Source organism: Maribellus maritimus, from assembly GCF_022267315.1.
GTDB lineage: Bacteria > Bacteroidota > Bacteroidia > Bacteroidales > Prolixibacteraceae > Draconibacterium > Draconibacterium maritimum.
Genome location: NZ_JAIKLE010000025.1, coordinates 58,702 through 80,326, shown reverse-complemented (window position 1 = coordinate 80,326; position 21,625 = coordinate 58,702). Strand labels below are relative to the sequence as shown.

General features: G+C 39.6%; 12 protein-coding genes. 9 read left to right on the top strand and 3 right to left on the bottom strand.

Features of this window, described 5'->3' with window-relative positions; genetic code table 11:
* Positions 1–98: 98 nt before the first annotated feature.
* The 3 genes from acs to K5G00_RS20115 all read right to left on the bottom strand — a co-directional run bounded on the left by acs (position 99) and on the right by K5G00_RS20115 (position 4,181).
* On the bottom strand, positions 99–2,021 hold the full coding sequence (acs, locus tag K5G00_RS20125) for an acetate--CoA ligase (RefSeq protein WP_238768035.1): 1,923 nt from the start codon (positions 2,019–2,021) through the stop codon (positions 99–101).
* Positions 2,022–2,429: 408 nt separating this feature from the next.
* The gene (locus tag K5G00_RS20120; protein WP_238768034.1) at positions 2,430–2,792 is read right to left on the bottom strand and encodes an acyl-CoA thioesterase; all 363 of its coding nucleotides are present in this window, start codon (positions 2,790–2,792) and stop codon (positions 2,430–2,432) included.
* A gap of 27 nt (positions 2,793–2,819) precedes the next feature.
* Complete coding sequence (locus tag K5G00_RS20115; RefSeq protein WP_238768033.1) at positions 2,820–4,181, bottom strand: acetyl-CoA hydrolase/transferase family protein; 1,362 nt, start codon at positions 4,179–4,181, stop codon at positions 2,820–2,822.
* A gap of 452 nt (positions 4,182–4,633) precedes the next feature.
* Between K5G00_RS20115 and K5G00_RS20110 the strand changes: the two genes are divergently transcribed.
* The 9 genes from K5G00_RS20110 (at position 4,634) to K5G00_RS20070 (ending at position 21,620) form a co-directional block, all read left to right on the top strand.
* Positions 4,634–5,818, top strand: a complete 1,185-nt coding sequence (locus tag K5G00_RS20110) for a glycoside hydrolase family 88 protein (protein WP_238768032.1) — start codon at positions 4,634–4,636, stop codon at positions 5,816–5,818.
* 53 nt (positions 5,819–5,871) lie between these two features.
* On the top strand, positions 5,872–9,078 hold the full coding sequence (locus K5G00_RS20105) for a SusC/RagA family TonB-linked outer membrane protein (protein ID WP_238768031.1): 3,207 nt from the start codon (positions 5,872–5,874) through the stop codon (positions 9,076–9,078).
* Between the two features lie 20 nt (positions 9,079–9,098).
* The gene (locus K5G00_RS20100) at positions 9,099–10,895 is read left to right on the top strand and encodes a RagB/SusD family nutrient uptake outer membrane protein (protein ID WP_238768030.1); all 1,797 of its coding nucleotides are present in this window, start codon (positions 9,099–9,101) and stop codon (positions 10,893–10,895) included.
* Between the two features lie 187 nt (positions 10,896–11,082).
* The gene (locus tag K5G00_RS20095; protein ID WP_238768029.1) at positions 11,083–13,065 is read left to right on the top strand and encodes an alginate lyase family protein; all 1,983 of its coding nucleotides are present in this window, start codon (positions 11,083–11,085) and stop codon (positions 13,063–13,065) included.
* A 102-nt stretch (positions 13,066–13,167) separates the two neighbouring features.
* The gene (locus K5G00_RS20090; protein ID WP_238768028.1) at positions 13,168–15,036 is read left to right on the top strand and encodes a heparinase II/III domain-containing protein; all 1,869 of its coding nucleotides are present in this window, start codon (positions 13,168–13,170) and stop codon (positions 15,034–15,036) included.
* A 22-nt stretch (positions 15,037–15,058) separates the two neighbouring features.
* Positions 15,059–16,024 carry a hypothetical protein gene (locus tag K5G00_RS20085; protein WP_238768027.1) on the top strand — a complete coding sequence of 322 codons (966 nt, stop codon included), beginning with the start codon at positions 15,059–15,061 and terminating at the stop codon, positions 16,022–16,024.
* 51 nt (positions 16,025–16,075) lie between these two features.
* Entirely contained in the window at positions 16,076–18,298 is a 2,223-nt protein-coding gene (locus tag K5G00_RS20080) for a polysaccharide lyase family 8 super-sandwich domain-containing protein (RefSeq protein WP_238768026.1), read from the top strand.
* A gap of 22 nt (positions 18,299–18,320) precedes the next feature.
* Positions 18,321–20,168 (top strand): heparinase II/III domain-containing protein, encoded by a 1,848-nt coding sequence (locus K5G00_RS20075; RefSeq protein ID WP_238768025.1) that lies wholly within the window; start codon positions 18,321–18,323, stop codon positions 20,166–20,168.
* Between the two features lie 57 nt (positions 20,169–20,225).
* Positions 20,226–21,620: a BNR repeat-containing protein gene (locus tag K5G00_RS20070; RefSeq protein ID WP_238768024.1), complete on the top strand. Its 1,395-nt coding sequence runs from the start codon at positions 20,226–20,228 to the stop codon at positions 21,618–21,620.
* Positions 21,621–21,625: the final 5 nt, after the last annotated feature.

Below are 21,625 nucleotides of genomic sequence, written 5' to 3'. Positions count from 1 at the left end.
TTTATATTGAATAGAGTCGGATATAAAAACAGTGTCAAAAAGAATAAGAACAAAAAAGACACCTTTGATTTAAAGATGTCTTTTTGCTTGGTTCAGATCTATCGTTTTACCTCTACTTTAGCTCCGTCAATAATTTCATCAACTACTCCCGGATCAAGCAAGGTTGAAGTATCACCAAGATTGGTTGCATCTCCTTCACCAATTTTACGTAAAATGCGACGCATGATTTTCCCCGATCTTGTTTTTGGAAGACCGCTAACGATTTGAATCTTGTCAGGTTTTGCAATCGGACCAATAAATTTGGTGACGGTTGCCCGGATTTCGGCTTCAATGTTTGCTAGATCGGTGTCTGACAAGTCTTCGCAAATAACATAAGCATAAATTCCGGACCCTTTAATTTCGTGTGGGTACCCTACTACAGCTGATTCAACTACTTTTGGATGTTGGTTGATGGCATCTTCCACCTCAGCAGTTCCAATCCGGTGACCGGAAACATTGATTACATCATCGATTCTGCCAATAATTCTGTAATACCCCTCTTCGTCACGTTTTGCACCATCCCCCGTGAGGTATAAACCCGGGAAGGCTGAGAAATAGGTTTGGAAACATCTTTGGTGATCGCCGTAGGTTGTTCGTAACATACCAGGCCACGGATGTTTTATACATAAAATACCTTCAACACCGTTTCCTTTTAACTCGTTCCCTTCCGGATCTACCAGGATTGGCTGGATTCCCGGAAGCGGTAGTGTGGCAAGAGAAGGTTTGGTTGGCGTAATTCCAGCCAGAGGAGAAATCATAATTCCTCCGGTTTCGGTTTGCCACCAGGTGTCAACAATAGGGCATTTGCCTTTTCCAACCAAATCATGGTACCAGCGCCAGGCTTCTTCGTTGATTGGTTCACCAACCGTGCCCAGTACTTTCAAAGAGCTTAAATCATGACTGGTAACCCATTCGTCTCCTTGTGCAACAAGCGCCCGGATAGCTGTAGGTGCAGTGTAAAACTGATTCACTTTGTATTTGTCAACAATATCCCAGAAACGTCCTGCATCGGGCCAGGTGGGAACGCCTTCAAACATAATCGAAGTGGCTCCGGTTAACAGTGGGCCATAAACGATATAAGAGTGACCGGTAACCCAGCCAATATCAGCTGTACACCAATATATATCGCCATCGCTGTATTGAAAAACATTTTTGAAGGTGTATTCGGCGTAAACCATGTAACCTCCTGTGGTATGAACAACTCCTTTGGGTTTTCCGGTTGAGCCGGATGTATAAAGTATAAAAAGAATATCTTCAGCATCCATAACTTCGGCGACATTTTCCGTTGATAAACCTTCGATTAAATCGTGCCACCAAATGTCCTTTTCGTTATTAAAGTTGATATCTTCTCCGGTTCTTTTTAATACTATTGTATATTCGACAGAAGGGCAGTTTTGAAGCGCGTCGTCAACAATGGCTTTTAACGGAATCGATTTTGTTCCCCTGAATCCGCCATCAGAAGTAATAACGACCTTTGCCTCAGCGTCAACAACTCTGTCGGCAAGTGCTGTTGCTGAAAAGCCTGCAAAAACAATGGAGTGAATAGCTCCAATTCTTGCACAGGCCAGCATTGCAACAGCCAGTTCCGGAACCATGGGAAGATAAATGGCAACACGGTCGCCTTTCTGAACGCCGAGTTTTTTGAGACCGTTGGCAAATTGTTTTACTTTTTCAAATAATTCTCCGTAAGTGAGTTTGATTTCGGGTTCTTTAGGGTCGTTGGGTTCCCAGATTATGGCCACCTGGTCTTTGCGCATAAACATATTGCGCTCAAAAATATTTTCGGTAATATTTAGTTTACCGTTTACAAACCAGTTTACATTTGGTGCATCTTTGCCTTCAAACCGCCAGTCAAGCGTCTGGTCCCATTTTTTTCTCCAGAAATGAGTTTCGGCAATGTCTCCCCAAAAGCCATCCGGATCGGCAATACTTTGTTGATATTTCTTAAAATATTCCGCTAAACTAGTTATTTTGTTTACCATAACTGTAGTTTTAAAAAGTTAATGATTTAATTATTAAAAAGAATAAGTCTATAGCTGTACTGTCTATATCAAATTGTAATAACAAACTTTAACGAATTCCGTTCGATCGTCTTTTGCTCGTTGAGAATTTTTCGAAGTAATTATTCGTTATTTTGGTTGTTTTACAACTTTCAGAGTCTAGCGATTTAAGATAATATGGTAAAACAGAATTGTACAAATTGGGATGTATTAGAATTACCAAATGTTAGTGAAAAAAACCGACTTCGAAAATAATACAAAAAAATCTTTTCGGGAATCAATTCAACATATTGTATAACACCTAAATATGTATTTTAAAAGCATGTTTTTTTATAAGGAAGTTTTGGCTTTTTTTTTGTAAATTAAAGTGCCCTTCATCGCCTTATTTTTCTAGGAAATATCTCTGAGGTTTTGTTTGCGACCGTCTTTGTCGAGATTTACAAAAGTGATATGTGTTGAAAAAATTAATTCTAAATCAGTATTACAATTGTTTTGGCAAAATACTTTCACCAGGTATTGAACCGATGTTTTCCCTACATGTGTTTTTTCGATATCGAATTTTAATATTGACCCTTTGTTAACACCTTTTTTGAAGGTTACTTTATCAAGGGCAACAGTTACAAAACTACTTCCCGGGTAATCCAACGTTGCTGCAATCCAGGTATATTCGTCAATCCATTTTAACAAATTTCCTCCATACAGATAGCCGTTTTGATTAAGATCGCCGGGTAAAACCAGTTTGTAATTTTCCATAAAAACCTTTTGCAACTAATTTAAGGTTTATTTTTCAATTGATTCATAAGGAATAAATCCTTTTGGACTTTTATCGCTTAATGCTTCTCTCGGTTTGTAAAACTCAGGACTGTCGTATATTTTTCGAAGTAACATTTCTTTTGTATTCTGTTCTGCCAGATGAGCTATGCCTATTGCATGCTCTGCCAGATTCAGTCCTAATGGATTAAATGCGCCGTTTTCGGTAACAATTACGACAGGATCAGCGGCAATAGCAGTAGTCGTAATTCCTTCCGGACACATATCGATGATTTTGGAAATACCATTGTTGGTTGTTGATTCCATCGCGATGATGCCATAACCATTTTTCGATAAAATAGAACCACGCAAAAAGTCTGCTTGTCCGCCAATTCCACTGTAGATTTGTCTTCCTTTTAAAGAATCGGCCCAAATATTTCCATGAAGGTCTACTCCAATTGCGCTGTTAATAGCAATCATTTTGTGTTGCTGGGCAATACGTAAAATATTATTGGTAAAGTTGCAGGGCCGGTTCTGTACCGAACTGTTGTAATCGAGCCAGTCGTAGCCGTTTTTGTCTTTTGCGAGGAAAATAGATGAAATAGAAAAGTTAACGTCTGAAAATTTGTTTGTAACTATTTTCTTCTCAATGAGTTTTTGCATGGAGTCTGTAAATAGCTCGGTGTATATTCCAATATCTTTAATTCCTTTATCGATAACAGCGTCAGTCACAGCTTCAGGTACCTTGCCGATGCCATATTGTAAAGTACATCCATCAGTAATAAATAGTTCGGTTATTAGTCGGCCTATTTTATGTGCTGTTTCATCGGGGCGCAAATAAGGAATTACAGGAAGAGGGTAATCTGTGTCAATTAAAAAATCAATATTCGATTCGTCGATGGTTGTTCCCAAAATAAAAGGCATTTGTCTGTTTCTCTCGGCGATTACAATACCTCCATTTGCTTTGGCTGTATTAACCGCAGCCTGAACCCCTTCCACTGTGGTACCGTAGCTGTAATTGCCCCCTTTGTCAGGGCCGCTGACCTGGATGAAAACTACATTAGGCTTCAAATAATTTTTGACTTGGAAGGGAACATTCGAGAGGTGCATCACCTGGTAGGTAGCCAGTCCCTCGTTTAATGCTTTTCTTGAATATGGTCCTGAGAAAATAACCCTGTGTTTTATGCGTTGACATGATTCATTACTAAATAATTCCTGAATATCACCCAAAAGTAAAATACTTATTAATTCGACGTTTTTTATCGATTTATCTTTCACCAGTTGTTGCAGTAAAGTCTGAGGTGTCGCTGCATTCCCCCCTGTATAGATTACTGACCCTGGTTTTACAGTTGTTGAATTAACTGCTTCTGAGATATCCTTAATTACTTTCATATCTATTTATATTGTTAAAGCTTTTTTGTAGACCGAAGTTAGACGTATCAAAACAAACAAGACAAGAAAAATATCATATAATCGAACTTGACAATGTTTTGTACGACATGTTTTTAGATTTCGAAACAGTTTTTGTGATGATCAGCAATGCTTTAAAAACAATTATGTGTTGTTGCGGATGATAAAATCCGGAGGAAAAAAACGGGATTGAGTTTGTATATTCAAGTTGTATATGTTTTATAGCATATTTTTAAATGTGTGTTTTTCTCTATATTAGTGCAATCGATTGCTGCAATCGATTGCATTTGTAGAACTAACTTAAATGAGAATAATTAATGACTATCTATTTAAAAGCACCAATATAGTTTAGTTAGAACGATGAAAGGGATCTGTGCTTAATAGGCTGGATTCCTTTATATCTTGAAAAGAGTTTAATATAATTTAACTAGACCATGAATAATTGCAAATACTTCTTATTCGCAATCCTCATATCATACTCATGCTCTTCAGGTAAAAAATATTTGAATGAATCCGAGTTGATAACGAATGCAGAGGAACAATTAACTTACGCTTTGGAAATTGCGGAACCATTGCGGGATTCGATTTTGGTATCACCAAGAACCATTGAAGACGGGAAACTGAAATTAGTAAAAAGCAGTGACTGGACCAGTGGTTTTTTCCCGGGAAATTTGTGGATGATGTACGAAATGACCGGTAAAGATTTCTGGCAAAATGAGGCATTAAAATATACATTACCTTTAAAAAAAGAACAATGGAACGGTGGTACTCACGATATGGGATTTAAAATGTTCTGCAGCTATGGGAAAGCCTGGGAAAAAACGAACAACAGTGAGTTTAAGGAAGTCTTAATTCAATCGGCAAAAACACTGGCTACCAGATTTAATCCGGAGGTTGGCTGTATTCGTTCCTGGGATCACAATTCTGATAAATGGGATTTTCCGGTGATAATTGACAATATGATGAATCTTGAGCTTTTATTATGGGCTGCAAAGGAATCAGGAGAAGCGTATTTAAAAGATGTTGCGATTGCTCATGCCTATACGACAATGGAAAATCATTTTAGAGAAGATAACTCATCGTATCATGTAGTTGACTATAATCCCAAAAACGGTAATGTTCAAAATAAACATACCCATCAGGGGTATTCCCATGAAAGTTCCTGGGCAAGAGGACAGGCATGGGGGCTTTATGGTTTTACCATGATGTACAGAGAAACCAGCAACGAGGATTTTTTGGAACAAGCGCAGAAAATCGCAGAATTTTTGCTGGAGCAGCCAGGCATAAAAGAAGGCAGGGTTCCTTACTGGGATTTTGATGCTCCGAATGTCCCTGATGAGCCTTTTGATGCCTCAGCGGCGGCAGTAATGGCTTCCGCTTTTTATGACTTGGGATATCTTGCTCCTGACGGTGAAAGATATCTTGATGTTTCAGAAAAGCTGTTTTTGGCGTTATCATCACCCGATTTTCTGGCTTCCGTTGGAGAAAACAAAGGATTTCTTTTGATGCACTCAACAGGGCATAAACCACATAATTCAGAAATCGATGTGCCCATTGTTTATGCCGACTACTATTATCTTGAATTATTGAAAAAAAGATCAAGTTCTATGCTCAACTAAACTTTTGAGTAACAGGATTTACTTATTATTATTTTTTAACTAAAACTATTACTATGAAAAACAAAAATGGAATTAAAAGAGCGTTAAGCTTTTTAATGCTATGTTTCTTTTTCGTTGCGGTAAGTATTGGCGCGCACGCTCAGAAAACCGTCAGCGGAGAAGTAAAAGACGAAGGAGGGCTGCCTCTTCCTGGTGTATCTGTTATTATTAAAGGTACAACCAATGGGACAGTGACAGGGATTGATGGCGATTATTCCATTCCGAATGTGAATGATGATGAGGTTTTGGTATTTTCATTTGTTGGGATGGAATCGCAGGAGGTTGCTGTTGGCAACCAAACAACAATTAATGTAACCATGAACACTTCAACCATTGGTCTGGAAGAGGTTGTTGCCATAGGTTACGGTACGCAGAAAAAAGCTAACCTGACAGGTTCGGTGGGGGTTGCCACAGCTGAAAGATTGGAGAATCGTCCGATTACTTCTGCAGGACAAGGATTACAAGGTGTAATTCCAAACCTTAATATTACCATTCGAAACGGTGACCCGACACGAACCGCCGATTTTAATGTTCGTGGTATGGAATCTATCAATGGAGGAGAACCACTTATTTTAATTGACGGAGTGCCCGGCGATATGGATAAATTGAATCCTAATGATATTGAAAGTATTACAGTATTAAAAGATGCCGCCGCCGCCGCTGTATACGGGGCCAGGGCCGCTTTTGGTGTTATCCTGGTTGAAACTAAAAAAGGGAAACAAGGGAAAATGACAGTAACGCTGGCGACCGAGCAATCAGCAACACGACCTATTTTTTTAATCGATCCTGTAAAAGATCCTTTAAAAGCTGCACTCGCATGGAATGAAGCTACAATTAGAACAAATGGTACGGCCCGTTACGATGAAGATTATATTGCAGGATTTCAGGCTTGGAAGGACAATCCCACATTAGAGAATGAATGGGGAGTGTTTGACGGAGACCTTCGCCGTTATGGCTACACCGACTACAAGGATATGACTGTTGACGACTTCTCGTGGCAGCAAAAATATGACATGAATATTTCAGGTGCTACCGAAAGTGCTTCTTACTATGTGTCTTTTGGTTATATTGATAAAGAGGGATGGGCAAATATTCCAAGAGATAAAGATTATATGTATAAAAGGTACAATGTGTTGATGAAAGGTGACTTTAAAATTAACGAATGGATGACGCTTGACGAACAAATCAGTTGGAGTGCAGAACATAACGATCAGCCGCACTTTTATAACTGGGATACCAACATAAATTCTATTGCAAGAGTACAGCCAAATCATATGGTCACTTTCCCTGATTTACCTTATTATCTTGAACCGGGGGATCGTGACCAGTATGAACAATATATTGGAAAATATTTCCTGAGTTTAAATGCATTACCTTACTGGGAAGAGGGTGGACGCGATACAGAAACCAAACAAAGGCTTTTGATGAAACAGGGGATAACACTCACACCTGTTAAAGGCTTGCGCGTACGCGGAGACTTTTCTTACAGTACTTACCATCGCGAACGGCAGGATGTAGCCAGTAAAATTGAAGGAATTCAAAATACAGATTTAACAAATATTCAAATTGGAAATGGTTTTAGCGGAAGTGACTTTATCAGAAATTATTCGAATTACGACCAATATTATGTAGCAAATGTTTACGGTGAATATACAGTTCAGGAATTAGAAGACCATTTTATCAAAGCTATGGTTGGCTACAATCAGGAATGGGGCAGAAATACCTATGTGAGTGCACAGGCAAATAATTTGATTACTCCGTTAATCACAGATTTGAATGCTACTTCAGGATCTCAGCAAACTTTTGGCGGTAAATCGCATGTTACCTTAAGAGGATTGTTTTATCGTTTAAATTACAGCTACAAAGACAGGTATCTTTTTGAAGCAAACGGACGCTACGATGGAACTTCCCGTTTTCCCAAAGACGATCGATTTGGCTTTTTTCCGTCAATTTCTTTAGGGTGGAGACTTTCCAACGAACCATTTATGGAATCAGCAAGTACCTGGCTTGATAATTTGAAATTGCGTGTTTCATATGGTACATTAGGTAACCAGTTGTTAGGCACTAATTATTATCCTTATGTTGCAACAATGGGATCAGGAGCATCGCCCTATATGATGTCTTCAGCCGGAAGAATTCCTTATGTTTCTCCTGCGGGGTTGGTTAGTCCAACGTTAACCTGGGAGACTGTTACCACGCAGAATATTGGCTTTGACATTACAACATTGAATCAGAGATTTGACTTATCATTTGATTATTTTATTCGCGATACCAAAGATATGTTAATGGATGTGCGACTTCCTGCGTTGTTGGGTACAGATGCACCACAGTCAAATGCGGCTGATTTAAGAAATACCGGATGGGAGTTGGCAGCGACCTGGCGCGACAGAATAGGGCAAGACTGGGCATATAGTGTAACTCTTGCTTTGTCTGATAACAAATCGGAAATTACAAAATACGATAATCCTTCAGGAAATTTGAGATGGGATGATGAAGATGGATTGGGGGATGAATTTTATGTAGGCCAGCAGGTAGGTGAGATTTGGGGTTATGTCACCGAAGGGATTTTTCAAAGTGATGCTGAAGTGGAATCCCATGCTGACCAATCACAACTAGGCGCTAACTGGAGAGCCGGTGATATCAAATATAAAGATTTGAACGGTGATGGAAAAATAAATAGAGGTAGTGGAACTTTGGATGATCACGGTGATCTCCAGATTATTGGATACAACAGAGACAGATATAATTTTGGGTTGAATCCTGATGTTCAGTATAAGAACTGGACATTGAATTTATTTTTCCAGGGAAGATTAAAACGTGATTATTTGCCTCACAACGGAAACTGGAATGCTTTCTATCCTTTTAATGCCGGACATATTGAGGAATTCTATATTACTGAAACATGGAATGAAGATAATCCCAACGCATATTTCGCTGCCCCTCACATATCAACAAATACCAAAAAAAATATTATAGCTCAGTCACGCTACGTGCAAAATGCAGCATATGTTCGTTTAAAGAATATAACGTTAAGTTACTACTTGCCGGATAATTTTGTAAATAAAATTGGAATTAGTCGTGCTCAAGTTTATCTTTCAGGAATGAACCTTTGGGAAGCTACAGGTATGCATAAACCACTTGACCCCGAACAAACTTCTACTGTAACACAGGAATACTATTTTGACCGTGTTTATACGATGGGTGTTAAGGTTACATTCTAATAATGATAAAAAGAAAAAAAATGAAAAAATATAGTTTAAAACTTAGCTTAGTAGCTTTTGCAACCTTTTGGTTTGTGAGCTGCAATAACGAATTTATCGAGAGATATCCTATAGATGAAGTAAGAGGAGAGACATTCTGGAATACTGAAAATGACCTGATGGTATACAACAATTGGTTGTACGATTTAACTTTGGAAGACGATGTTGTACCCATTTTAATGGGGCACGACCATGACTTTGAAAGTCATCGCAGTGGAATATGGTACATTGATGAATTTTCAGATAATATTGCGCCCCGGCATTCCCGCCACACCCGATATCAGGAGGTTCGCTCGGGTAAACATAGTATTCCCTCCGGTCCGCAGTGGTACGGTTGGAGTGATGAAGGCTGGGAATTTGTCAGAGCTGTAAACATTGGAATGGATAATTATGATAAGGTTATTGAAAAAGGTGTTTCTGAAGAAATAGTGAATAAATACAAAGCAGAAGCCCGGTTGTTTCGCGGTTGGTTTTACGCGGATAAAATTTCAAAATTCGGAAGGGCTCCCTGGGTTGACCATGAATTATCTGTTGACTCGGAGGAACTTTATGCACCGTTGGATTCAAGGGAAACGGTGATGGCAAATGTGTTGGCCGATTTGGACTTTGCTTGTACATGGCTGCCTGATGACTGGGGTGATGGCGGAGGTCCCGGAAGACTAAACCGTTGGGCTGCATTGTTGATTAAATCTCGTGTTTGCTTGTTTGAAGGGACATGGAGAAAATACCATGGTGTAGGTTCAGAAGCTAACATGTGGTTGCAGGAAGCTGCCGAAGCTGCCAAAGAGATAATGGATAATGGACCTTATTCACTATACAGTACCGGTGATCCGCAAAATGATTATCAGGCCATTCATAAAATGAAATCAGACCTGACCGGAGTTTCTGAAGTGATGTATTGGAGGAGGTATCAACTGGGGGTATTAACAAATCATGTGCAAAGTTATCACAGAGGATACAACGGGGGAGCCACCAAAAGTTTTGTAGAAGATTATCTTTGTACAGATGGATTACCTATAACATTGTCTCCCGAATACCAGGGAGATGAGGATCTGTATAAGGTTTTCGCTAATCGCGACCCGAGGCTACGCCAGACAATCCTTCATCCTGATGATGCTACACGCTGGAGTTGGAATAATGGAGACACGCAACGTACTTATCCCCGTGTTTCGGGCCAGGGAGGTCAAACTTCGGAAACCGGCTATTCGATATGTAAAGTGTATGACCCGGCTACTGCTCATGCCACATATAATACATCTGATACACCCGCAATTATTTTGCGGTTTGCCGAAGCGCTTTTAAATTATGCCGAAGCGATGGCAGAATTGGGAACACTGGATCAGGCTGGGTTAGATGCAAGTATCAACTTATTGCGTGACCGTGCAGGCATGCCGCACATGCCCATAGATCCTCCGATGGATCCTCGTTATGCAAATGATGGAGTTTCTTCTCTGATCGTGGAAATTCGGCGTGAACGTAGAATCGAGTTGTTTATGGAAGGTTTCCGTTACGATGACCTGAGACGTTGGAAACAAGGTAAAAAACTGGAAAATCCTGATCTCGGTATCCGTTGGGATGCTAATATGCAGTCAATCATCGATCCGGAAGGTTCGGCAGTAGTCAAGTCAACAATGGTTAATGGCGTGCCATATGTCGATGTTTACCAGGGAACAGATTGGGCCAATCCTGTTTTTGATGAAAGTAAACATTATTTGTGGCCTATTCCGTTGAGTACTATTGCGGAAAATCCCAGTATTGAGCAAACAACGGGGTGGTAAACCAAAATAAAAACAATAACGATTATTCATTAATCGATTAAATAATACAAAGCCGTAATTATTTGTAGTTACGGCTTTGTTTCTCTTTTTATAGGAAAACTTGTTGTGTTAGATAAATGTCTGCAGTTGGGAGAGATAGTCGTTGAGGTATGCCGACTACTTTTTTTGTGGCGAATTTTAATAATCAATGATTCTTATTCGGAAATATAAGGAAAGAGTTTACAACAGGAAGATTCTGCTTGTTTTTACAGTTCTGCTTTTTTTATTTACAGTTTCTATCCATACATACGCAAAATCTGCATATGATATTGACGAGATAAATAAATTAATTTCACATTTAAATACCGATTCACCCGAAATTCGTCAATTTAAGTCGGGTTCAACAAATCCTGAGAAATTTATTGAAAAGCTACTGGAGTATTATAAAACAAGAACTTCAGTAAAACATTTTGTTAATCCTGATTTTAGGACTCAGTTTGTCGGCAATTATGCTGACAGTTCCGATTTTATGATTGCGAATAATGCCCTGAACCATATTTTTATCGGACAGCGTGCTTACCCTCCTCATTTTTGCGGCGATGATATCAACTGGAATTCGCGTCCAGTTGCTGATAATGAATGGGTATGGCAACTCAATCGAATGTATTTTTGGAGTTCTGTGGCAAAAGTATACTGGCATACCGGCGATGAAAAATACGCAAAAGAATGGTGTTATCAATTCATTGACTGGACCAAAAAAAATCCAAATGACAAAAACCACAAATATGCGTGGAGATCGATTGAAGCAGGAATTCGTGGACACAGTTGGATGAGTTTATACCAGCATTTTATTGGCTCGCCACATTTTTCATCCGAGGTACTGGTTGCATTTTTAAACAGTTGTTACGACCACGCTGAATTTTTGATGACAAAATACCGATCAGGAAGTAACTGGGGGCTTATGGAGGCGGAAGGGATGGCATTTATAGCCATTACTTTTCCTGAATTTAAAGATGCTGAAAAATGGAAAACAGAAGCCTTCAAACGACTAAATAATGAAATAAATATTCAAGTGTATCCTGACGGACACCAGCTCGAACTCGCCATGGGGTACCATCTTGGTTGTATCAACTGGTTTTTACGAACCTACCATCTGGCAAAATTAAATGGAATAGAAGATGCATTTCCTGAATCTTACCTTGAGAAGATTCAGAAAATGTGTGAAGTTCCAATGAAACTTTGCCTTCCAAACGGCACAAATGTCCAGTTTGGTGACGCATGGGCGGGGAAACCGGGACAGCATAAAGAAAGATTTAAAGAATGGGCGGACTTTTTTAACCGCGAAGATTTTTTATTTTTGGCTACCGGAGGATTGGAGGGAGTTAAACCTGATTCGACTGCTTATATGTTGCCTTTTAGTGGCTTATATTCCATGCGTAGTGGTTGGAATAGCGACGCGGTTTGTCTTGTTTTAAAATGCGGACCGGATGGTGGAGGTCATTCCCAACCCGACAATGGTACTTTTGATGTTTATGCAGGAGGAAGAAATTTGATGCCGGATGCGGGAAGTTATATCTATAGCGGAGACTCGGAAGGAAGGCGTTGGTTTAGACAAACTAAAGTGCATCAGACGCTTACCTTGAATGGCGAGAATACAGTTTATGCACCTAAGCTTGTGCTTTGGAAATCCGGTAAAAAAACGGATGTCCTTGTAGTTGAGAACCACAGTTATGAAAGTTTGAAACACCGCCGTTCCGTTTTTTTTGTAGATAAGAAATATTTTGTGGTAGTTGACGAAGCAATTGGAAATGCAACAGGAGATGTCGATATTCATTTTCAATTTGCGCCAGGTGACGTGATTTTTAATCGTGCCGAATTTTCTGTAAAATCTGAATTTGAAGATGGGTGGAACATTTACGTGAAATCCCAAAAACAACCGGGAATGAAATTAAAAGAAGAAGAGGGCCGGGTTTCCTTTGAATATACCAAAAAAGAGCCGCGCCCTGCGTTTTGTTATAGTCTGAAAAAGGAAAAGGAGGCCACAGTTGTCCGTTTTGTTACGCTGGTAGTTCCTTATCAATCAAAATTACCCGAAATTGACATCTTGGGTTTTAACGCAAAACAAAACCAGTTGGAAATAACGCTTGTAGAAAATGGTGTTCGTAATCAGATTGGATGCGAGATATTTTAATATAATGAATAGATATCGTTTGGAAATTCCAGATAGAACAGAGATGAATAAACAATAATAGAGAGTTAATCATACAATAAATAAATCTTAAAACCAACTAATATGAGAACACGAGTTTTACTATTAATCAATTTGTTTTGTTTGGCAATTATATTGCCATCGTTTGCACAGAAAGATGAAGTCAGGAAGTTAGATAATCCGATTTCTGTTCAATATCTAAAAAAGAATTTAAGAAAATCGGAACCACGTTTGGTATTAAATTCCAAAATAAGAAGTAACCTCAAAAAGAAATTAAAAAGCGACCCGGTTGTACAAAATATGTATAAAGCCATAAAGCTGAATGCGGAAAGTATTTATGATGACCCGCTTTTGGAGAGAGTTGTAGTTGGCCGTCGGTTGCTGTCAACTTCACGCGAAATGTTATGGCGGATGAATATGCTGGGAATGGTTTATCAAATGGAGAATGATAAAAAGGCGCTGGATCGTATAAATGATGAAGTTGTAGCGGTGTGTCATTTTTCTGACTGGAACCCGTCTCATTTTCTCGATGTTGCAGAAATGTCTATGGCTGTGGCGTTTGCTCTCGACTGGACTGCCGGTAAACTTCCTGAATCAACCATTGAACTCGCAAAAACGGCATTGATAGAAAAGGGCTTAAAACCGAGCTGGCCCGAAAGTGGAAATTCTCCGGGCTGGGCATACGGGCATAATAACTGGAACCAGGTTTGTAATGGTGGAATGATCGCAGCTTCTATCGCCATTGCGGAAAAAGATCCGGAGCTCGCAGCAAAAACAATAAGCCGCGCGCTTGACGGAATGGTACAGGCGTTAAAACAATATTCGCCCGACGGCGTGTATCCCGAGGGGTCAACCTACTGGGGTTATGGAACCAGTTTTTCAGTGGTTACTGCGGCGTTCCTGGAAAGTGCATTTGGAACCGATTTCGGAATTGCCGATTACCCTGCATTTAAAGAAAGTGCAGTATTTCGTTATTTAATGAATACTCCGTCTGGCTGGTATTTCAATTTTGCTGATTGTGGCGATAAAAGAAGTGCTGCCGGTGATGTTTTTCTGGCGTGGTTTGCAACAAAAACTGGTAATCCTGAGTTTTTTGAAAAAGAACGATTTTTGATGCCTGCTGAAGACATGGGTAAATTATCGAGGCTGGGAGGAGCTGCGTTGGTATGGTTGTCGCAATACAAAGAAAGCGCAGATGTAAAAATGCCAACGGCTTGGAAAGGCAACGGTTCAAATCCGCTTGTGGTTTTTAAAGGCGATGAAAATGACAACCACAACTATTATTTTGGCGGAAAAGGAGGAAGAGCAACTACCAGTCACGGAAACATGGATGCTGGCTCTTTTATATTTGAATTAAACGGTGTGCGTTGGGTAGTTGATCCGGGGAACCAGTCATACCATGAATTGGAAAAAACCGGGTTCGATTTATGGGGAAGCTGCCAGGACTGCGAACGCTGGACTTTGCTTACCAAAAATAATTTTGGTCACAGCACTATTTCCGTTAACGACCAATTGTTTATAAACAATGGTCAGGCAACTTTAATTGAATTTAAAGAGGGCGAAAATCCAGCAGCATCGTTTGATTTAACAGCTGTTTACGGCGAAAATATGAAAAGTGCAGTTCGCACATTTACGAAGGACAGCCCGACCTCAATTGTAATAGAAGATAAAATGGAAACTTCAGAAAAAACAACACAAATTACCTGGCAACTGATGACAACTGCCGATGTGGAAGTTGTTGACGGAGGTGCTGTTTTAACTCAGGATGGCCAAAAGTTAAAAGTTGAAAATTTGTCTCAGCCCGAAATAATATTCTCGGTAATTTCTCTTGACCCCGCGCCAATGGAGTTGGATCGCCAAATCAAAAAATTAAAACGTCTGGAATTACGTATCCCTGCATGGACTTTGGAAAATGGAAAAGGCACAATTAAAGTTCGTCTTTCAGGAGAATAATTAATGTAAAAAGAATGTATAAATGAAGGTTTGGCTTGGTATTATATTATTTCCCTTACTTTCTCTTTCCGCTTGTTCCCAAAAAGAACAGGAAGAAAAAAAACCAGGCGAATTAATTTTTCAATCGGGATTTGAACCGGATTCGGAAGTAATTCCACGGGGAAACGATGCGGATATTTTTGGCGTGGATAATTCATTAAATAAAAACAATGATTGGGTGACCGATTTTGATAATCACCCCGATATTGGAAACTTTAATCTGCAATATCAAGGGGGCGATTCAATCATGCGTTATGCAAAAATAATTTCGGAACCGGGAAATCCGTCCAATCACGTCTTACAATTCTGGCTAAATAAACCCAATGTTGATGGAAAAAAAGGGCGCATTCAGGCAAATATTTATGGAAATAACGGAATGAAGGATTTTTTTCAGTCTGTTCGTATTTTCCTGCCCAACGATTTTAATGCGGTGCGAACGTTTCCCGGTAAAATTCATTGGCTGACCATTGCTGAATACTGGAATAACATTACCTGGAGCCAGTCGGTGCCAAATCGTTTTCGAATTACGCTGGGAATTGGAAAACCTGTAGAGGAAGAAAGTGATTTGTATTTTATTCTGGATGCACAGGATTGTGAGTTATTTGAAGACGGAAGCCAGAAATATACTACTGTTTGGGCAGAAATTAATCAAAGTGTGAAAGTTCCCGTTGGTACATGGTTTACCGCTGAGTATTATTATAAAGAAGGAAACGATAAAAATGGCCGGTACTTTATGACAATTCAGCCCGACGGAGGAGAGAAGATTGTTGTTTTTGATGTAAACAAAGTTACCCACAATACCGGGGATAATAATCCGGATGGAGTAACAGATTTTAATCCGATGAAACTTTATACTTCAAAGAATTTGATTGAATATATGAATAGCAAGGGAAAAACATTGCAGATTTACTGGGATGATTTTAAATTGTGGAAAAATAAACAACCATAAATGATTCCTGAAGAATAGATGAATATTTGAAAATAACTTAAATCAACAAGGATGAAAAACATATTGCCTGTATTAATTATAGCCCTTTTTATTTTTTCGTTTAAAACGAGCGTTTCCGCTGACTCTGATTTAGACATTATCGAAAAGCGTGTTTTTGAAACACTGGAGAAACCGGAGGTTGATGATGCGGAGATTGCTTCGTTGCTTCGCACTTTTACCAGCGATGGAAAGTGGCCGGGTATCAACTATGAAGATGTTTCCAGAACCGGTTTTGAACACAGAAATCACAGCGGGAATATGGTGACATTGGCAAGAGCTTACCAAAAAAAAGATTCAAAATATTACAAAAGTGCAGAAGTAAAATCAACCATCTCAGCAGCATTAAAAACTTGGGTTGATAACGACTATATATGCGACAACTGGTGGCACAACCAGATTGGTACGCCCAATAATCTTGTTACACTTATGGTGTTGGCAGGAGACGAACTCCCGGAGGAACTGGTAAAAAAGGCTCAGCCAATAATCGGAAGAGCGAATATTAGTGCCGGAGGCGCCCGCCCGGGAGGAGACCGTATTAAAATAGCAGGAATTGAAGCAAAGAATATGCTTTTCCTGGGAAATAGAGAAAAGTTTGATGAAGTTATTAAAGTGATTGAAGGCGAAATAAAACATGTTGAGTGGATTGGAAACGACTACGGTTTTGGCTTTCGGAGGATAGTTGGTGGCTTTGATAATCGGTCGGCTGAAGGTCGTGGAATTCAGTATGACAATAGTTTTCACCACCGCACAGACGGAGTAAATAACACACTCTCATACGGATTGGGTTATGCCGATGCTTTTGTTGAATGGGCGGTTTATACAAACGGAACGAAATATGCTTTTTCTGAAGAAAAACTGGAAGAACTGATAAACTATTTCCTCGATGGAATTTGTAAAACTTGTGTGTTTGGAAAATACCCGGACCCCGGAGCAAAAAACAGAAGTATCAGCAGAGAAGGAACGTTAAAACCATACAGCGCAACAACTGCAGAAAACTTATTAAAAACCACTGATTACCGTAAGAAAGAGTTACAGGAAATTGTTAACATCCGAAATAAAGGAATAAAACCAACACTTTCTCATGCAACTTTTTTTTGGGATTCCGAGCATTTTTCATTTCAGCGGCCCGACTGGTTTACATCCGTAAGAATGTATTCTACACGAGTTTACAACATGGAGTGGCCCTACAACAGTGAGGGACTGCTCAATCATCATCGTGGCGATGGTGTCAATCATGTATCACTTACCGGCGACGAATATTTTGATATCTGGCCGGTTTACGATTATTTGAAAATTCCGGGAACAACAGTGATGCAAAAGCCGGAATTGCCTTCAGAAAATGAAGTTCAGAAATTGGGTGAAACTGATTTTGTGGGAGCAGTAACCGATGGAATATACGGCGCTGCGGCTTTTGATTTTAAAAGCCCGCATGATCCATTAATTGCCCGAAAAGCATGGTTCTTTTTTGATAATGAATATGTTTGTTTGGGAACCGGAATTTCGTGCAGGAATAACGATTTCCCCGTATTTACAACTTTAAATCAGTGTTTACTCAGGGATGATGTAACTGTTTCGGCAAACGATATTTCTTCCGTAGTTGAACGTGGGAAGAATAAATTTGAGAACGTAGATTGGATATTTCAGGATGGAGTGGGCTATGTTTTTCCTAAATCAACAATTGTAAATATCAAAAACGAAGCTGCAACCGGCTCGTGGTGGAAAATCAACAAACAATCCGATTCGCCAAAAGACCAAATGAGTTTGGATGTTTTTAGCCTTTGGCTTGACCATGGGAAAAGACCAAGCAACGAAACTTACGAATATATCATTGTACCCGCAACAACAATCGGAAAACTTGAAAGGAATGTTTCAAAGAATAATATAGAAATTCTTGTCAATACCGCTGAAATACAGTCGGTAAAGAATAAAGAATTACAAATCTGCCAGGTCGTGTTTTACAAAGCCGGCGAACTTGATATTTCAAATAATCTTAAACTGGTGAGCGAACATCCGGGAATTGTGATGTTAAAAATGGAAGGAGATAAAGTCTCCAAAATAACAGTTGCTGATCCGAATAGGGAATTGGATAATTACCACCTGTCGATTTCACAAAAAATTGCAAATCCGGGAGAATATTTGGATGCTACGTGGAATGCAAAAGAAAATTTAACGAACATTACCATTCGTTTGCCCCGAAAGAACTATCGGGGAGCCAGTGTTTCAATTAAATTATAAGGATGATTTAAAACCACAACCAATGAAAAATCAATTGTTAAGATGGTCAGTATTTATTTTTCTTATTGCTTTTTTAATTTCCTGTCAGGAAAAGTCAGGACATCCCAGGATATTGTTACTGGATGGCGAGGAAAAAAGTATTCAAAACCAGATAGAATCCAGTGAAACCTGGGGGAAGGTTCATGAAGCAATCATTGGTGAAAGTGAAAATATTCTTCAATCCGAGTTACATGAACGAATAAAAATTGGAAGAAGGTTACTTGGAACCTCAAGAGAATATTTGCGCCGGATATTTTATCTTTCTTATGCTTACCGGATGACGGGTGACGATCGTTTTGCCAAACGTGCAGAAAAAGAAATGGTAAAAGCGGCCGGTTTTTCCGACTGGAATCCATCTCATTTTCTTGATGTGGGAGAAATGACCATGGCACTGGCTATAGGTTACGATTGGCTTTTTGATGAACTTTCGGAAGAATCAAAAGAAATAATTAAAAAGGCGATTGTGGAAAAAGGGATTGAACCTTCTTTTAATGAAGATTACAATTGGTTTTTGAATGCGGAACATAATTGGAACCAGGTGTGCAATGCAGGAATGACATACGGAGCTCTGGCCGTTCAGGAGGATTATCCCGAACTTGCTCAAAAAGTAATTGACCGGGCATTTGAAACCATTCCGAAAGCAATGGAAGGCTATCAACCTGATGGGGCATATCCCGAGGGATATGGATATTGGGGCTACGGAACTTCATTTAACGTGATGTTTTTAAGCGTTGTTGAAAAGGCGCTGGGTACCGATCGTGGATTATCAGAATCGCCGGGGTTTCTTGAATCCGGAGGTTTTTTAGAGCACATGCTGTTGCCCTCTGGTGGCTGCTATAATTGGGGCGACTGTGGTTCAGGCGGAAGTTTAAAACCTGCCATGTTATGGTTTGCCGAAAGAAATAATGATCCCTCTTTGCTCTGGATGGAAAAACAATTTCTGGAAACGAACGACTATTCGCAGTTTACGCGCGATCGTCTTTTGCCTGCTATTATGATTTGGGGGAAAGATATTCCTCTGGATAAAATAAGCCACCCCAACGAAAAAGTTTGGATGGGACAGGGGAAAAATCCGATATGTTTAATGCGTAGCTCCTGGACAGACCCGAATGCCGTTTATCTCGGTTTTAAAGCCGGTTCTCCGTCTGTAAACCACGGGCACATGGATATTGGTTCTTTTGTTATGGAAGCAAATGGTGTGCGCTGGGCTATGGATTTTGGTTCGCAAAATTATGAATCTTTGGAATCAAAGGGAATGTCGATTTTCGGGCGCACTCAGGATGCAGAAAGATGGACCATTTTCAGGTTAAACAATTTCGCGCATAGTACACTTATCGTGAACGATGAATTACAACGGGTGGATGGTTATGCAAAAATCGATAATTATTCGGATACCGGTGATTTTATATATGCCATTTCTGATATTACAACTTTGTATAAGGGGCAACTAAAAAAAGTAGTTCGGGGAGTTGGAATAAAGGATGAAAGTTTTGTTGTTGTTCGCGATGAACTCGAAACTCCCGATAAACAAATCAAAGTGAGGTGGAATCTGGTAACACCCGCCGATGTCGAATTGGGCTCTCATTCAGCTACCTTATCAAAAGATGGCAAAAAGTTATTCCTAAAAATAAAAGGCCCTAAAAATTTAAAGATGAAAACCTGGAGTACCGCTCCGACAAATGACTACGATGCTGAAAATCCGGGGACAATAATGGTTGGTTTTGAAGTTGATTTGCCTGCAAATTCAAAAGAAACATTTGAAGTGTTGCTGGTTCCGGAAGAGGCCTCTGATACAGCAGATTTTGGAGATAAAACACTAGCGGAGTGGTAAACATCAGACATTTTAATTGTATCTACTATTGAATAATTTTTGTTTAAACCGATATTTATGAAACATATTCTTTGCTTTTTGGCTTTTGCTTTGATTTCGTTAGTAGTTATTTCACAAACTGACAGAAACGGGATAGTTATAGATGAAAGTGGAGAGACGGAATCAATTGAACAGATAATTGAGATTGATAAAGTGTGGGCTGGTCATCCGGTTGGTTTTTGTTTATACACAAACGGTAGCCGCCAGTATATTGCATATTATAACGCCGAGCGACGAACAGTTGTTGGACAAAGAAAACTTACCGACAAAAAATTTGAACTCTACGTTTTACCGGCAACATCGCGCGAAACTGCTGGCGGGACCAGTACCGTTTTAGGATGGGATAGTCACAATTCCCTTACTTTGGGTATCGACAAAGAAGGATATATCCACCTTTCAGGCAATATGCATGTCAACCCAATTACTTATTTCCGGAGTGAAAAGCCAAACGACATTTCAACGCTTCAACAGGTTTTTGAGATGGTGGGAAGGGAAGAAAAAAGATGCACCTACCCACATTTTATGCTTACCAAAGAAGGGGAGTTACTTTTTCATTACCGTGATGGAGGAAGTGGAAACGGAAACGAGATTTACAACATTTATAACTGCGAGTCAAAAACATGGAAAAGACTGTTGGACACGCCGCTTACTGATGGACAGGGTTTGATGAATGCTTATCAAACACAGCCAACAGTAATGAAAGACGGTTGGTACCATGTATATTGGGTTTGGCGCGACACACCTGATTGTTCTACAAATCATGATCTGTCATATATGAAAAGCCCGGATCTGAAAAACTGGTATAATGCTTATGGAGAGCAAATAAAAATGCCGGCAACGCTCGACCAGAAATCGTTAATTGTTGACCCGATTCCTGTACAAGGTGGAATAATTAATTTGGCCGCAAAACTTTGTTTGGACGATGAGAACAGACCTGTTTTTGTTTATCATAAATATGACGAAGATGGGAATTTGCAGTTTTATTCCGCGCACCTTGTAAATAAAAAGTGGATTTATAAACAAATTACAAACTGGGACTATCGTTGGGAATTCTCGGGTAACGGAAGCATTAACAGCGAAGTGCGTTTGAAGGGATTAAAAAAACGCGACGACGGATATTATGAGGTGGATTTCTGGCACATCAAATACGGGAATGGCACTATTCTTTTAAATGATAGATTTGAAAATATTGGCAAAGTTTTAAAGCCTGAACCATTTTATACACAGTTGGAGATTGAGGGGAATTTTCCCGGATTGCAAATTCAAACAACCGGTGATATTGGTGATCCCAGTGAAGATGTCAGATACATGATGAAATGGGAAACTTTGGATCGAAACCGAGATCGCCCACGTGATAAACCCTGGCCCGAGCCAGGCCAGCTGTATTTATATAAAGTAAAGAAAACGAAATAAACTAT

Excerpts from the sequence above, each read along its gene's own strand:
- K5G00_RS20075 (WP_238768025.1), top strand. The coding sequence starts at position 18,321 with ATGAAAAATCAATTGTTAAGATGGTCAGTATTTATTTTTCTTATTGCT.
- K5G00_RS20080 (WP_238768026.1), top strand. The coding sequence starts at position 16,076 with ATGAAAAACATATTGCCTGTATTAATTATAGCCCTTTTTATTTTTTCG.
- K5G00_RS20070 (WP_238768024.1), top strand. The coding sequence starts at position 20,226 with ATGAAACATATTCTTTGCTTTTTGGCTTTTGCTTTGATTTCGTTAGTA.
- K5G00_RS20110 (WP_238768032.1), top strand. The coding sequence starts at position 4,634 with ATGAATAATTGCAAATACTTCTTATTCGCAATCCTCATATCATACTCA.
- acs (WP_238768035.1), bottom strand. The coding sequence starts at position 2,021 with ATGGTAAACAAAATAACTAGTTTAGCGGAATATTTTAAGAAATATCAA.
- K5G00_RS20100 (WP_238768030.1), top strand. The coding sequence starts at position 9,099 with ATGAAAAAATATAGTTTAAAACTTAGCTTAGTAGCTTTTGCAACCTTT.
- K5G00_RS20120 (WP_238768034.1), bottom strand. The coding sequence starts at position 2,792 with ATGGAAAATTACAAACTGGTTTTACCCGGCGATCTTAATCAAAACGGC.
- K5G00_RS20095 (WP_238768029.1), top strand. The coding sequence starts at position 11,083 with ATGATTCTTATTCGGAAATATAAGGAAAGAGTTTACAACAGGAAGATT.
- K5G00_RS20090 (WP_238768028.1), top strand. The coding sequence starts at position 13,168 with ATGAGAACACGAGTTTTACTATTAATCAATTTGTTTTGTTTGGCAATT.
- K5G00_RS20105 (WP_238768031.1), top strand. The coding sequence starts at position 5,872 with ATGAAAAACAAAAATGGAATTAAAAGAGCGTTAAGCTTTTTAATGCTA.
- K5G00_RS20115 (WP_238768033.1), bottom strand. The coding sequence starts at position 4,181 with ATGAAAGTAATTAAGGATATCTCAGAAGCAGTTAATTCAACAACTGTA.
- K5G00_RS20085 (WP_238768027.1), top strand. The coding sequence starts at position 15,059 with ATGAAGGTTTGGCTTGGTATTATATTATTTCCCTTACTTTCTCTTTCC.